The sequence below is a fragment of the Phenylobacterium sp. genome (genome assembly GCF_036821595.1).
Taxonomy (GTDB): domain Bacteria; phylum Pseudomonadota; class Alphaproteobacteria; order Caulobacterales; family Caulobacteraceae; genus Phenylobacterium.
Genome location: NZ_DAISJG010000017.1, coordinates 11657 through 23888 on the forward strand (window position 1 = coordinate 11657; position 12232 = coordinate 23888).

17 protein-coding genes are annotated in these 12232 nt (G+C 71.2%); 10 read left to right on the forward strand and 7 right to left on the reverse strand.

Annotated elements, in window-relative coordinates:
* Positions 1-7 precede the first annotated feature (7 nt).
* Positions 8-487: a Dps family protein gene (locus V7Z97_RS10365; RefSeq protein ID WP_334163338.1), complete on the forward strand. Its 480-nt coding sequence runs from the start codon at positions 8-10 to the stop codon at positions 485-487.
* Here the strand turns inward: V7Z97_RS10365 and V7Z97_RS10370 are convergent.
* Complete coding sequence (locus V7Z97_RS10370) at positions 484-1824, reverse strand: erythromycin esterase family protein (RefSeq protein WP_334163340.1); 1341 nt, start codon at positions 1822-1824, stop codon at positions 484-486. The two genes, V7Z97_RS10365 and V7Z97_RS10370, sit on opposite strands and share 4 nt — an antisense overlap.
* A gap of 82 nt (positions 1825-1906) precedes the next feature.
* Here V7Z97_RS10370 and V7Z97_RS10375 point away from each other — a divergent pair, with 82 nt between their 5' ends.
* From V7Z97_RS10375 to V7Z97_RS10390, 4 genes are all read left to right on the forward strand, one after another.
* On the forward strand, positions 1907-2476 hold the full coding sequence (locus V7Z97_RS10375) for an NUDIX domain-containing protein (protein ID WP_334163342.1): 570 nt from the start codon (positions 1907-1909) through the stop codon (positions 2474-2476).
* A 61-nt stretch (positions 2477-2537) separates the two neighbouring features.
* Entirely contained in the window at positions 2538-2924 is a 387-nt protein-coding gene (locus V7Z97_RS10380) for a hypothetical protein (protein WP_334163344.1), read from the forward strand.
* A 129-nt stretch (positions 2925-3053) separates the two neighbouring features.
* On the forward strand, positions 3054-3326 hold the full coding sequence (locus tag V7Z97_RS10385; RefSeq protein WP_334163346.1) for an usg protein: 273 nt from the start codon (positions 3054-3056) through the stop codon (positions 3324-3326).
* An 84-nt stretch (positions 3327-3410) separates the two neighbouring features.
* Positions 3411-4997 carry a peptide ABC transporter substrate-binding protein gene (locus V7Z97_RS10390; RefSeq protein WP_334163348.1) on the forward strand — a complete coding sequence of 529 codons (1587 nt, stop codon included), beginning with the start codon at positions 3411-3413 and terminating at the stop codon, positions 4995-4997.
* Between the two features lie 60 nt (positions 4998-5057).
* On the opposite strand, the gene V7Z97_RS10395 is transcribed toward V7Z97_RS10390, so the two are convergent.
* Positions 5058-5369 (reverse strand): glycine zipper 2TM domain-containing protein, encoded by a 312-nt coding sequence (locus V7Z97_RS10395; protein ID WP_334163350.1) that lies wholly within the window; start codon positions 5367-5369, stop codon positions 5058-5060.
* A 166-nt stretch (positions 5370-5535) separates the two neighbouring features.
* Between V7Z97_RS10395 and V7Z97_RS10400 the strand changes: the two genes are divergently transcribed.
* Positions 5536-5790: a GlsB/YeaQ/YmgE family stress response membrane protein gene (locus V7Z97_RS10400; protein WP_334163352.1), complete on the forward strand. Its 255-nt coding sequence runs from the start codon at positions 5536-5538 to the stop codon at positions 5788-5790.
* Between the two features lie 76 nt (positions 5791-5866).
* Complete coding sequence (locus tag V7Z97_RS10405) at positions 5867-6472, forward strand: flavodoxin family protein (protein WP_334163353.1); 606 nt, start codon at positions 5867-5869, stop codon at positions 6470-6472.
* On the opposite strand, the gene V7Z97_RS10410 is transcribed toward V7Z97_RS10405, so the two are convergent.
* Both V7Z97_RS10410 and V7Z97_RS10415 read right to left on the reverse strand, forming a co-directional pair.
* The gene (locus V7Z97_RS10410; protein WP_334163354.1) at positions 6469-7293 is read right to left on the reverse strand and encodes a DUF6644 family protein; all 825 of its coding nucleotides are present in this window, start codon (positions 7291-7293) and stop codon (positions 6469-6471) included. The two genes, V7Z97_RS10405 and V7Z97_RS10410, sit on opposite strands and share 4 nt — an antisense overlap.
* The gene (locus V7Z97_RS10415) at positions 7290-7901 is read right to left on the reverse strand and encodes a DUF6644 family protein (protein WP_334163355.1); all 612 of its coding nucleotides are present in this window, start codon (positions 7899-7901) and stop codon (positions 7290-7292) included. The genes V7Z97_RS10410 and V7Z97_RS10415 overlap by 4 nt, the downstream gene beginning before the upstream one ends.
* A 223-nt stretch (positions 7902-8124) precedes the next feature.
* Here V7Z97_RS10415 and V7Z97_RS10420 point away from each other — a divergent pair, with 223 nt between their 5' ends.
* On the forward strand, positions 8125-9285 hold the full coding sequence (locus V7Z97_RS10420; protein ID WP_334163356.1) for a DUF3089 domain-containing protein: 1161 nt from the start codon (positions 8125-8127) through the stop codon (positions 9283-9285).
* 39 nt (positions 9286-9324) lie between these two features.
* Here V7Z97_RS10420 and V7Z97_RS10425 read toward each other — a convergent pair whose 3' ends face one another.
* Positions 9325-9807 (reverse strand): MarR family transcriptional regulator, encoded by a 483-nt coding sequence (locus tag V7Z97_RS10425; RefSeq protein WP_334163357.1) that lies wholly within the window; start codon positions 9805-9807, stop codon positions 9325-9327.
* A 198-nt stretch (positions 9808-10005) separates the two neighbouring features.
* On the opposite strand from V7Z97_RS10425, the gene V7Z97_RS10430 reads away from it, so the two are divergent.
* Together V7Z97_RS10430 and V7Z97_RS10435 are read left to right on the forward strand one after the other, a co-directional pair.
* Complete coding sequence (locus V7Z97_RS10430) at positions 10006-10413, forward strand: hypothetical protein (protein ID WP_334163358.1); 408 nt, start codon at positions 10006-10008, stop codon at positions 10411-10413.
* Positions 10414-10462: 49 nt separating this feature from the next.
* Positions 10463-10741, forward strand: coding sequence for a hypothetical protein (locus tag V7Z97_RS10435; RefSeq protein WP_334163359.1), 279 nt, complete (start codon positions 10463-10465; stop codon positions 10739-10741).
* Positions 10742-10765: 24 nt separating this feature from the next.
* On the opposite strand, the gene V7Z97_RS10440 is transcribed toward V7Z97_RS10435, so the two are convergent.
* Positions 10766-11503, reverse strand: a complete 738-nt coding sequence (locus tag V7Z97_RS10440) for a PepSY domain-containing protein (protein ID WP_334163360.1) — start codon at positions 11501-11503, stop codon at positions 10766-10768.
* Positions 11500-12207, reverse strand: a complete 708-nt coding sequence (locus V7Z97_RS10445; RefSeq protein ID WP_334163361.1) for a PepSY domain-containing protein — start codon at positions 12205-12207, stop codon at positions 11500-11502. The genes V7Z97_RS10440 and V7Z97_RS10445 overlap by 4 nt, the downstream gene beginning before the upstream one ends.
* Positions 12208-12232 lie beyond the last annotated feature (25 nt).

Below are 12232 nucleotides of genomic sequence, written 5' to 3' on the forward strand. Positions count from 1 at the left end.
GAGCACCATGTCCCTGAGGATCGACACCGGCATCGACACCAGGGGTTGCGAAGACGTGGCCTCGGGCCTCTCCCGGCTCCTGGCCGACACCTACGCGGTCTATCTGAAGACCCACGGCTACCACTGGAACGTGCGGGGCCCCAACTTCGCCTCGCTGCACGCGCTGTTCATGGAGCAGTACACCGAGATGTGGAACGCCATCGACGACATCGCCGAGCGCATCAAGGCGCTGGGGGCGACGGCGCCGCAGGGCTACCGCACCTTCGCCAATCTCTCCGGCATCCAGGACGGCGATCCCGAACAGGACGCCGAGGGCATGCTGGCGGAGCTCTCGACGGACCACGAGACCCTGATCCGCAGCGCCCGCGCGGTGCTGCCCGCGGCCCAGCAGGCCGGCGACGAGGTCACGACCGGCCTCATCACCGACCGCCTCACCGCCCACGAGAAACACGCCTGGATGCTCCGGGCGAGCCTCGGGTCCCGCTAGAGGCCGAACGGCCAAGTCTCCTCCGCCCCCGTCTCGTGGTCGGGAAGGGGGCGGGCCTCCAGCGGGGTGACCGGCGACGTCTCGTCGAACCAGACGTAGGCGTCGAACTGCTCGGGCAGGACACACTCCACGTAGTGGCTCCAACGCTCCGTCTCGGGACGGTAGATCACGCCGATGAACCGCTCCAGCCGCGGGGCCATCAGCCGGGCGCGGAGTTCGTCGTGACGGCCAGGCCGCAGGTCGACGAGCGCGCGCGCGCGGCCGGCGTCGTGGGCCAGCCGCTCGTAGCTGTCAGCGCGCGACGGGACCACGGTCTTGACCTCCATCGGCTCGTCCCAGTCGGAGGCGCAGGCGACCTGCCCCGTATGCGTCCCGAGGCCGATCAGCCGGGCCTCGTCGCCCCACCGCTGGCGGCAGAGCTGGCCGAGGTTCAGCTCGCCCCGCTCGCGCCCCATGCCGGTCGCCCGGGCGTCGCCGATGTGGGAGTTGTGCGCCCAGACCACGGCGCGGGCGTCGGGGCCCTTGGCCTCGAGCAGCGCCTCCAGGGTCTCGAACATGTGGGTGTCGCGGAGATTCCAGCTCTCCTCGGCGCCGTAGTACATCACCCGGTAGTAGGCCTCGGCGTTCTGCACCAGCCGGGCGTTCATCGCCGCGTCCAGCACGTCGTCGCCGTCGCGGGCGGCGAGCTCCCGGGCCAGCATGTCCTTCAGCATGGCCACGACCTCCGCCTCGCAGGGCGCATAGCCGCGGGAGAGCGCCACCCGGCCGTAGACGGCGGGCTCCCGGCTCCAGGGCAGGATGCAGCCGTAGCGCGCCCGCGCCACCCGGGCCGCCTCCGGGTCCACCCGGTCGAGGTAGTCGACCACCGCCCGGATCGAGCCCGACATGTTGTAGAGGTCGAGGCCGTAGAAGCCCGCCCGGCTCGCCGCGGCGCGCATCCGGTTGTGGTCCCGTAGCCACTCGGTGAACTGCTGGACCTCGCGGTTGCGCCACATCCAGGTGGGGAACCGGGCGAAGGCATCGGCGTCCCCGTCCGCGCGGCCGCGGTAGCGGACATGGCGGTCGATCGCCGCCGCGTCGGGCCAGTCGGCCTCCACCGCCACCACCGAGAAGCCGTGCTGCTCGATCAGCCAGCGGGTGATCGCCGCCCGCGCCCGGTAGAACTCCGACGTGCCGTGGCTGGCCTCGCCGAGCAGCACCACCCGGGCGTCGGCGAAGACCTCGAAGCAGCGCCCGAACGCCAGGTCGTCCGGGTCCGGAAGGGGCGTCGCCGCCTCGGCGATCAGCCGGGCGATCGATGCGCCGGGCTCCCCGCCCGGCCGTTCGGAAGGCGTCATGGCGATGCTCCGTCCTCAGGCCTGAACTGAAGCACGGAAGGCCGGGTTCCTGTATCTGACGGACGTCAAACCAGGAGGCGGGATGCCGGTCGAGCTGCGCAAGGTGGAAACCGTCTACCAGGGCTATTCCACGATCATGGTGGCCACCCTGGCCGACGCGGGCGGGGAGACCTTCCGCCGTGAGATCGAGCACCACGGCCGCGCCGTCTGCGTCCTGCCCTACGACCCGGTCCGCAAGGTCGCGCTGCTGGCCAGCCTGCCCCGGCCGCCGGTGATATGGGCCGGCGGGCCGCCGGAGCTCGCCGAGGCGCCGGCCGGGATGGTCGAGGACGAGGACGTGGAGGACACCGTCCGCCGCGAGGCGCTGGAAGAGGTGGGCGTCCGGCTCGACCGGCTGGAGCACGTGGGCTCGCCCTTCTCGACGCCGGGGATCTCCTCGGAGCGGATCGACCTCTTCCTCGCGGCATATGCAGCAACGGACCGCGTGGCCGAAGGCGGCGGCGTCGACGGCGAGCGCGAGGACATCACCGTCATGGAGGTCCCGCTGGCGCAGCTCTGGGACTGGGTGGCGCAGCGGCGCATCGAGGACCTGAAGACCCTCGCCCTGGTGCTGGCGCTGCGCGTGCGCCGGCCCGAGCTGTTCCCCGCCTGAGCTTGGCGGAACCCACGGCGCGGCGGCCGGTTGGTGGGGAAGGAAGGCTCAAGGAGCGGTCATGGCGGGCAAGGGCGTCTTCATCGGATGGTCGGTGGACCGCGAGGACCGGCGCCAGCTCCTCGCCCGCTTCCCGCCGCGCTACGCCGAGACGGTGGCCGATCATGTGACCCTGAAGTTCGGCCCGGGACAGATGAAGCTGCCCACCGAGCGCGCGGGCGAGATCGTCGGCGAGGCGGACGACGGCGAGGGCGTACAGGCCATGGTCGTGCGGATCTCCGGCGCCACCGACCGGCCGGACGGCTCCACCTACCACATCACCTGGTCGCTGGCGCCGGGCCGCAGGGCCAGGGAGAGCAACGACGTGTTGCGGCACATGGGGTGGCGGCCGTTTCCCGAGCCGATCCCGGTACGGCTGGAGCCCAGGGCCTACGGCGCGGCGGGCTGAAGCTTGGCAGCAGTTGCGCTTGATGAGTGCTAAGTCGCGGAATTCATGGAACATTCAGACGAATCGCGCGTAGCTCTCGGTGCGCGGTGACTGCGCGCCGCGCCTGGACCAACAGCGTCGAGGTTGCACATGCTGGCGTCGCCCGAATTCCGGAAGCAGCTGGAAGGCTACAGCCTGACCACGGCCGAGATCCTCTACCGGATGCCCGACCACCCCGCCCTGCTGCAGAGCTACATCTGGCAGGACTACGACGTCTTCCCGGAATTTCCCGTGCTGAAGAAGTTCCTGGACTTCTGGGAGCGCACGCTCGACGGCCCCCTGTTCAAGGTCACCATCGGCCACTGCAAGCTGATCAAGCCGGCCGAGCTGAAGGCCGTGGCGGGCGAGTTCCGGCTGCACTGAGGCGGCTCGACAACGGGCCCGCCGGCATGGCGTGATGGCGGCCGCTTTGGAGCAGGGGTCGCCGTGAAGAGTAGGTTCTTATCCGTGGCGCTGGCCGCCGCCGCCGTGGCGCTGGCCGGCTGCCAGGGGAAGGTGCAGCGGCCCGCCTGCCCCGCCGGCCAGACGTGCCTGGAATACGGCATCGAGATCGAGCCCCTGACGCTCGACCCCCAGAAGGCCAACCTGCTCTCGGAGAGCCGGGTCATCGGCGACCTGATGATGGGCCTGACCACCGAGACGCCCGACGCCACGCCCTCGCCCGGCATGGCGACGTCCTGGGCCACCAGCCCCGACGGCCTCACCTGGACCTTCCAGCTTCGCGAGGCGAAGTGGTCGGACGGCAGGCCTGTGACGGCCGACGACTTCGTCTTCGGCTTCCGGCGTGTCCTCGCCCCCGAGACGGCCTCGATCTACGCCTACATGGTCTACATCCTGAAGAACGGCCAGGCGGTGAACGAGGGAAAGGCCGGGCCCGAGACCCTCGGCGCCCGGGCCCTCGGCCCACGGACCCTGGAACTCACCCTCGAGCATCCCGCGCCCTACCTGCCCCAGCTCCTGATGCACCAGAGCTTCTACCCGGCCCCGAAGCACGTGGTGGAGAAGCACGGCGACGCCTGGGTGCAGCCGGGCAAGTACGTCTCCAACGGCGCCTTCCAGCTGGTCTCCTGGCGTCTCGGCGACCGCATCCAGGCGGTGAAGAACCCGCACTTCTTCGAGGCCGACAAGGTCTGCCTCGACCGCATCAACTACTATCCGACCCCCGACGCCGTGGCCGCCGAGCGGCGCATCGAGCGCGGCGAGCTGGACATCAACACCAGTTTCCAGTCGAACCGGTTCGAGCGGCTGCAGAAGACCCTCCCCGGCTACGCCCGGACCCATGTGGCGCTCGCAACCTCCTACCTGTCGTTCAACACCCGTGACGTGGCGCCGCTGAAAGACGTTCGCGTGCGCCGCGCGCTCTCCGAGAGCATCGACCGGGACTTCATCACCAGGAAGCTGCTGCGGGCGGGCCAGCTATCGGCCTACAGCTTCGTGCCGCCGATCACCGCCGGCTACGCGCCGGGGCCGAAGGTGGTCTGGGCGGACAAGAGTCTCGAGGCGCGGCAGGCGGAGGCCCGCGCGCTCCTGGCCCAGGCCGGCTACACGCCCGAGCGGCCGCTGAAGATCGAGATCAAGACCGCAAGCAATACCGACTCCCTCCTCCTCATGGAGGCGGTCCAGGCCGACTGGCGGGCCATCGGGGTGGACGTGAGCCTGGTGCAGAACGAGGGCGCCATCGCCTTCGCCGCCTACCGCGAGCGCGACTTCCAGGTGGGTTCGATGAGCTGGTACGCCGACTTCAACGACCCCGTCACCTTCCTTGCGCTGATGCAGTCCACCACGGGCGCGCAGAACTACGGCGACTACCGCAATCCCGCCTACGACGCCCTGCTGGCCCAGGCGGACCAGGAGCCGGACGCGGCCCGGCGCGCGCAGATCCTGTCGCGCGCCGAGCAGATCATGCTGAACCAGGAGGGGACGGCGCCCCTGTTCTACCAGGTGACCCGCGCGCTGGTGAACCCGCGCGTCACCGGTTGGACGGACAACGCCCTGAACTTCCACCGGGCGCGGTGGATGTGCGTGAAGGGCTAGAGCGCGTCAGGCGAAGCATGGGCGGTCCGCCGCCGGGACGCGCTCCGACCCCATGAGCCCTCAGCGCCGCACGTACTCGTAGTGGCAGTTCTTCTTCTTGGCCTTCTTCTTGGCCACCTGGTGGCCCACCACGGCGCCGACGCCGGCGCCGAGCACCGTGCCTTCCGTCTTGGCCCCGTTGCCGGCCACCGCGTTGCCGAGCACGCCGCCGGCCACCGCGCCGACGATCGTGCCGGTGTTGGCCTTCTTCTTCACCTTGCCGTCGCAGACCAGCACCCGCTGGCGGGTCTGGGCCTCGGCGACCATGGGGGCGGCGGCGAGCGACAGGGCCGAGGCGGCCATGGCCGCGGCGGCGAAAATCTTCTTGGTCAAGGGATGGTCTCCTTCAGTCCCAGCGACACGCGAAAGGCCTAAACCCCTGCAGGCGGTCGAGGTTGCGAGCGCCTCCGCGCCGGAGGGCGACGGAACTAACTGCGCCTTGCGGACTTTTTCGCGGCGCCTGCCGGGACGGACGGCAGGCGCGACCCTGGGAGACGCCATGTCCATCCTGGCCTGGATCATGCTCGGGCTGATCGCCGGCTTCATCGCCAGCAAGCTGGTGAACCGGCCGCGCGGCAAGCTGGTCGTCGATCTCCTCCTGGGCGTCGTCGGCTCCTTCGTCGGCGGCTTCCTGTTCACCCGCTTCGGCGGCCCGGCCGTCGATGGCGTCAGCCCCTACTCGATCCTGGTGGCGATCATTGGCGCCGTGGTCGTCCTGCTCGTCTATCACGCGGTGACCAGCCGGCGCGCCTGAGCGCCGGCGCGGGAACGCCGGAACGGGCGCCCAGCCGGGCCGTTAGCTCCCGGTCCATCTGTCGAGGAGCCGACGCATGAAGGCGCTTGTCCTGAACTGCACCCTGAAAGCCTCCCCGGAGGTCTCCAACACCGAGGCTCTGGCCCGTGTCGTCATGGACCAGCTGGAGAGGGACGGGATCGGCGCCGAGATGGTCCGCCTCGTCGACCTCGACATCAAGCCGGGCGTGACGTCCGACGAGGGCGGCGGAGACGAGTGGCCGAAGGTGCGCGAGAAACTTGCCGGCGCCGAGATCCTGATCGTCGCCACGCCCACCTGGATGGGCCAGATGTCCAGCGTCGCCAAGCGGGCCCTCGAGCGCCTGGACGCGCTGCTCTCCGAGACGGACGACCAGGGCCGCTCGCCGGCCATGGGCAAGGTAGCCGGCGTGGTGGTCACCGGCAACGAGGACGGCGCCCACCACATCGTGGCGACGGTCGCCCAGGCGCTGATCGACGTGGGCTTCACCGTTCCCGGCCAGGCCTGGACCTACTGGCACCTGGGACCCGGCCCAGGCCCCGACTACACCGAGACCCGCCAGGCGCACGAGTACTCCGACCGCGTCGGCCGCAACTGCGCCCGCAACCTCGCCTGGGCCGCCCGGGCGCTCGCCGGCGAGCCCGCGCCTGCGCAGGAGAGCTAGGCGAAGGCGATCCAGCGGCCGGCGGCGGCGGCGGTCACCCACACCAGGATGGTGGCGTAGCCGATCGTCCTGGTCAGCGGGCCGCCCTCCGGCCCGCGGCCGGCGGCGAACAGCTGGAACCCCGCCAGGCCGAAGATCCAGGCGGCGAACACCCAGGCGAAGGCGATGTTCACCGGGTCGAGCCGGGCGTAGTCGTCCGGCTTGATGACGATGTGGGTGGCTCCGAACTGCGCCAGGATCAGCAGGATCAGGCCGGTCAGGTAGACCCAACGGATCGGCCCGCGGGTGACGAACAGCACCATCAGCGCCGCGGCCGTCAGCACGTGGAATACGCCCGGATTGATCAGTTCCGCGGTGACGAACACCCACAGCGCGAAGGCGAACACCGCCATGCCCAGCAGGAAGAAGACCCTGGCGGCCGGCGTGACCTGGCCGTCCGCCCTGGCGGTCAGCCCGCTCGCGCCATAGGTCAGGATGATCCCGGCGAGCAGGGCGGCCATCTTCACCGTGAACGCCGCGCTGTCGTAGAGCCGCTCGGCGTTGGCCATGCCGATCAGCACGCCGCTGACGATGATGCCGACGACGCCGACGTGGATCCACGGCCGCAGGTTGCGGTGGATCTCCGAGGGCGGCTCCTCGGTCAGGCCCACGCCGATCAGGCGCAGGTTCAGGAGGATGCTGGCGCCGCCGAGGATGACGAGGGACAGGATGTGCAGCACCTGCCACTGGGCGAACTGCGGCTTGATCACATAGGCCGGCCAGACGTTGACCAGGTTCTCGACCCAGGGCCGCAGTTCGGGAAACACTTCGGCGGGGGTCATTGGGCGCCTCCCAGGGGGGCCGCGCCGCGCTCCGAGGCGGCGCACTCCTGAAGGGTGTTGGCCCAGTCGGGAATCGGCTTGCCGCACTCGTACCAGTCGTAGGCGATGAAGCGGCCCAGCATGATCACCACGGCCCAGGAAGCGAGCGAGATGACCGCCGAGGCGCGCGCCGCCCTCGGGGGGCTCGCGAGGGTGTCCCACTCCTGGATGTTGCGCTGCACGCGACGGTGGAAGACGACGATGTTGATCAGCGCCAGGACGATGAACACCAGCTTGGCGCGGAACCAGATGTTGTGAAAATAGACCAGCGGCTTGGCGTAGAAGAGCGCCAGTCCGGTCAGGATCACCAGCACGAAGCCGAAGATGGTGAGCGGCAGCACCTTGTCGCTGAGCACCGAGACCGGGGTCCGCCTGAAGGTGACGCCCAGAAGCCGCAGGTCGACCACGAATATGGTGCCGGCGAACAGCATCAGCGAAAGCAGGTGGGTGCCTTCCAGGAGACCCCAGAAGTTCAGCGAGCCGAGGAGCGCCTCGCTCCAGGACATCGGATACTCGCCGGGCCCCTTGCCCAGTTCGGTCTGCAGCCAGACCAGGAACTCTCGTATCACAGAAGCCCTCCCCCGGACTTTCGCGGCCCCGTGCGGGTCACCCCGCCGTACCGTTCTTCCGAAAAGTGTCTAGCGTATTGCTGAGCTGTTTCGCCAGCCGTTTCAGCGAGAGAACCGCATTCGCGGCCCCAGGCATAGCGGCCTTGCGTCCGGGCAGGGCCCGGTGTTCGACTGGGCGTCAGGGCCTCCCGCGCGTGCGAGAGGGGCCGGGGGAGGAACATCGATGCGCAGAGCCCTGCTCGCCGGCCTGGCCCTTGGCCTGTTCGCCGTCGCCGGGACCGCCGCCGCCCAGGCGCCGCGGCCGCCGGCCAACGACTACGCCCGCGATGAGGCCTGGCTGTGCCGGCCGGGACGCAGCGACGCCTGCGACCTCGACCTGACCGCGACGGTCGTGGCGGCGAACGGCGCGTTCAGCCGCGAGAGCTGGACACGCCATCCGGCCCCGGAGGTCGACTGCTTCTACGTCTATCCCACCGTCTCGGCCGACACCGCGCCCAACAGCGACATGGTCCCCGGAGCGGAGGAACGCGCGGTGGTCTCTCGCCAGCTCGCCCGCTTCGGTCAGGTGTGCCGGATCTTCGCGCCGCTCTACCGGCAGATCACCATCCCGGCGCTTCGGCGGATGACGGCCGGGGAGGATGTGCCGGTGGACCGCGACCTGGCCTACGGCGACGTGCGCGACGCCTGGCGCCACTATCTCGCGCGCGAAAACCAGGGCCGGGGGGTCATCCTGTTCGGCCACAGCCAGGGCGCCAGCGTGCTGAAGCGGCTGATCCAGGAGGAGATCGACGGCAAGCCGGCCCAGGCGCGCGTCGTCGCCGCCTACCTGCTGGGCGCCAACGTCCTCGTGCCGAAGGACAAGGATGTGGGCGGCGACTTCCGCGCCATGCCGCTCTGCCGCAGCCGCGACCAACTGGGCTGCGTGGTGACCTATGTGAGCTTCCGCGAGCGCGCCCCGCCGCCGGCCAACAGCCGCTTCGGCCGCACCACCGCCGAGGGCATGCAGGTGGCCTGCACCAATCCGGCCGCCCTCGGCGGCGGCCGCGCCACCCTCAATCCGGTGTTCGGCGCCAGGAGCATGCACCCCACCGCCGCGCCGCCGCCGCCCTGGGTGACGCCCGACAGGCCCGTCGACACGCCGTTCGTGAAAGTCCCCGGCCTGATCAGCGGCATCTGCGTCTCCGACGACAACGGCTCCTACCTGGCGGTCCGGGTGGAGGCCGATCCCGCCGATCCGCGCACCGACGAGATCTCGGGCGACCATCTCGCGAACGGCGCCGTCCTGCCGGACTGGGGGCTGCACTCGCTCGACGTGCCGGTGGCCATGGGCGACCTCGTGGAGCTCGCCTCCGACCAGGCGGCCGCCTGGCGCGCCAGGCGCTAGACGGCCGCGCCCGCCGGGGAGGCCTGACCGGCTACCCGCTCAACCGTTGGCGAGCCGCAGCGCCGGAAAGGCGATCGTCGTCTCGCCGTCTAGCCGGCCGCGGATGCGCCGCAGGAGGCTCAGCGCCTGGTCCACCTCCTCGCGACTGACGCCCTCCATCACCTCCTGCCGGAGCGCCTCGCCGACCGCGTCGATCTCGGCCAGCACCGGATGGGCGGCATCCTTCAGGTGGACCACCTTGACCCGCCGGTCGCCGGGGCGGGGCCGGCGCTCCACGAGCCCCTGGGCCTCCAGGGCGTCGATCACCCGGACCAGGGTGGCGGCCTCGACGCCGGTCCGCTCGGCGAGGGCGGTCTGGCTGACGCCCTCCGGCGACTGCGACAGCCAGTAGAGCGTCGACCAGCGCGCCTGGCTCATACCGAGCACCTTCAGCCGTTCGTCGAGGCGGGCGCGCCAACGGCGCGCGACGATCACCAGCTCGCGGGCGAACTCGTGGCGGTCGTCTGGGGTGAGCTTGTCCATTCGGTCGTTCCCGGGGCCGGTCGCGAAGTTCGCGAACGGCTCCGGCTATCACGGCGGGCGGGTCTTCAATCGTTAACAAGCGCCGGTCCGCGGCCGCCCGCCTACTCATTTTAGGTGGCCGCCTCGCCGCGGGCGGCGGACCGGCCATCTTCCGGTCGCGGTTGACCGCCAGGCTCCCGGGGTGTCTGGAGTTCGCCGATGACCCTTCGCCTGCTCGCCCTCGCCGGCCTCGCGCTCGCCTTCGGACCGGCTGCCGCGGCGGAGGAGGCGATGGCCACCGCCGGCGCGAGCGCCTCGCCGCCGCCGGCCGCAGAGACGCCGCCCGCAGCTCCGGGCCCTACCGCCGCGGAGGACCGCGCGGCCCGCGAGATCGGCGACTGGGCCCGCGGCGTACTCGACGGACGCCCGTCGGAGGAGATCGCCGCGGCCGGGGCTTCCCGCTGTCCGGCTTCCGACGGCAGGCCCCACGGCCAGGTCTGGGCCGGGATCGGCACGCGCGGCTACCGCACGGTGGGCGGCGTGGTCACCCAGCCGCTCGGCGACTGCGGCCAGGTCACCGTGGGCGTGAGCCACACCGAATCCGACTTCGGTCGCCGCCGCCGCTAGGCTTGACCGTTATCAACGCCGGACGCCGCCTCGCGGCCTAGGGTCCGGCATGGCCCACGCCGACCGCCCGCGCCACAGCGTCTTCCACGCCTCCCTGCTGGGAGCGCTCGTGCTGGCGGTCATCTTCCTGCTGAGCTGGGTCGGCGAGGCCATGGGCGGCGCCCCGCCGACCCGCGCGGTCGTCGCCTTCTTCGGCCCGAACGGGGCGCTGTCGCCGCGGGTGCTGCTGCAGGGCGTGGCCTGGGCCATCGCCTTCGGGGCGATGGCGGGCGCGCTGCTCGCCCTGTGCGGCAACCTGCTGCAGGATCTCGGCCGCCGCCGGTCGTGATCCCGGCCGCCCCGCGGCGGGGTATCAGCGCGCGTCCGTTCCGACGGCGCCAGTTGGGCCCCGGGTTCGGGCGGAGTCGCCGCGCCGGAAACTGCGGAACAGCAGGACCAGACCGCTCAGCGCCAGCCACGCGGCCCCCGTGCCGACCGTGACGATCAGCGGATGGTTGAAGCTCTGCCGGTCGCGGTAATCCATGATGTGCAGCATCCAGGCGATGTCCCACAGCCGCCAGGTGTCGTTCCTCGCAGCCAGCACCTCGCCGGTCTCCGTGGAGACCAGCAGGGTCGTGCGGTCAGGATCGGCGAACTCCACCCGCCAGACCGGCAGGGTGACGTCGCGGGTCTCCAGCGTCGTCTTCTCCACCCGCTCGACCGAACGGACGGGCGCGCTGCCGCTGAAGCGGGCCACCGCCAGCTCCCGGCCCTTGGCCGCGTCGATCTGCAGGACCTGGCCGCGCGCGGCGTCCACGAGCCGGACGCCCTGCGGCGTCGTCGCCTCGTAGACCCAGGCATCGTAGAGCGGCTTGAGCTGGAGCTTCAGGATCGGCGCGCCAACGGCCTCCGCCACCCGGGCCAGCGGCAGCGGATCGGCCGGCGCCGCGGGCTGGGCGACCGGCAGGACGGCGTCCTCGGCGGCGACCTTGCGGTGGTCGAGCAGGGCCATGGTCGCGCCGCTCACCGACCACAGCAGGAACTGCAGGCCGAGCGCCAGGCCGATCCACTTGTGGAGCCAGCGGATCAGGAACATCGGGGACCAGGTCATGTCGCGGCCTCCCGGACCCGTCGCCTGCGGCGGAAGCTGTAGAGCAGGAGCCAGCCGCCGGAGGCGGCGGTGGCCACGGCGAGCCAGGTGAAGACGCGGATCAGCACGTTGTTCACGTCCAGGCGGTCGTCGTAGTCCATGATGTGGAGCATCCACACGACGTCGAACATCCGCCACAGGTCGTGGCGGCGCGACACCAGCTCGCCGGTGAACGGCGAGATGTAGAAGGTTGGCCGCCAGGCGCCCTCGAACTCCACGCGCCAGACCGGCGCCGGCCGGGTCTGGATCTCCAGGGGCGCCCTGGTCAGGTACCGGGCGCCGACCACCGCGCCGTCCTCGGCGAACAGGGCCCGGGCCCGGGCCTTGGCCTGGTCGGCGTTCAGCGGCGACAGCTTCCGGCCCGTGCGGGCGTCGAAGAGGGCGGGGCCGCCCTCGGCCTGCACCACATAGACCGGCTGGCCGAGCTGGGTCTCCAGCCGGGCGCTCGTCATCCCCGGCGCCAGGCGGGCCAGGTGGGCCGGCTCCACCAGGCCGGCCAGGGCGATCGGGCGGGCGGGCGGCGCCTTCACCAGCCGGTCGCCGTGGATGATGTCGATGTGGACGGCGGTCATGTAGACGCCGCCCAGGGTCCAGAGGACCGCCTGGATCGCCACGACGAGGGCGAGCCACTTGTGGATCTTACGGGCCAGGGCCGGCCAACGCATGGGCATCTCGCAACAGGAGGCGCCG

Excerpts from the sequence above, each read along its gene's own strand:
- V7Z97_RS10365 (WP_334163338.1), top strand. The coding sequence starts at position 8 with ATGTCCCTGAGGATCGACACCGGCATCGACACCAGGGGTTGCGAAGAC.
- V7Z97_RS10370 (WP_334163340.1), bottom strand. The coding sequence starts at position 1,824 with ATGACGCCTTCCGAACGGCCGGGCGGGGAGCCCGGCGCATCGATCGCC.
- V7Z97_RS10375 (WP_334163342.1), top strand. The coding sequence starts at position 1,907 with ATGCCGGTCGAGCTGCGCAAGGTGGAAACCGTCTACCAGGGCTATTCC.
- V7Z97_RS10380 (WP_334163344.1), top strand. The coding sequence starts at position 2,538 with ATGGCGGGCAAGGGCGTCTTCATCGGATGGTCGGTGGACCGCGAGGAC.
- V7Z97_RS10385 (WP_334163346.1), top strand. The coding sequence starts at position 3,054 with ATGCTGGCGTCGCCCGAATTCCGGAAGCAGCTGGAAGGCTACAGCCTG.
- V7Z97_RS10400 (WP_334163352.1), top strand. The coding sequence starts at position 5,536 with ATGTCCATCCTGGCCTGGATCATGCTCGGGCTGATCGCCGGCTTCATC.
- V7Z97_RS10405 (WP_334163353.1), top strand. The coding sequence starts at position 5,867 with ATGAAGGCGCTTGTCCTGAACTGCACCCTGAAAGCCTCCCCGGAGGTC.
- V7Z97_RS10410 (WP_334163354.1), bottom strand. The coding sequence starts at position 7,293 with ATGACCCCCGCCGAAGTGTTTCCCGAACTGCGGCCCTGGGTCGAGAAC.
- V7Z97_RS10420 (WP_334163356.1), top strand. The coding sequence starts at position 8,125 with ATGCGCAGAGCCCTGCTCGCCGGCCTGGCCCTTGGCCTGTTCGCCGTC.
- V7Z97_RS10425 (WP_334163357.1), bottom strand. The coding sequence starts at position 9,807 with ATGGACAAGCTCACCCCAGACGACCGCCACGAGTTCGCCCGCGAGCTG.
- V7Z97_RS10430 (WP_334163358.1), top strand. The coding sequence starts at position 10,006 with ATGACCCTTCGCCTGCTCGCCCTCGCCGGCCTCGCGCTCGCCTTCGGA.
- V7Z97_RS10435 (WP_334163359.1), top strand. The coding sequence starts at position 10,463 with ATGGCCCACGCCGACCGCCCGCGCCACAGCGTCTTCCACGCCTCCCTG.
- V7Z97_RS10440 (WP_334163360.1), bottom strand. The coding sequence starts at position 11,503 with ATGACCTGGTCCCCGATGTTCCTGATCCGCTGGCTCCACAAGTGGATC.
- V7Z97_RS10445 (WP_334163361.1), bottom strand. The coding sequence starts at position 12,207 with ATGCGTTGGCCGGCCCTGGCCCGTAAGATCCACAAGTGGCTCGCCCTC.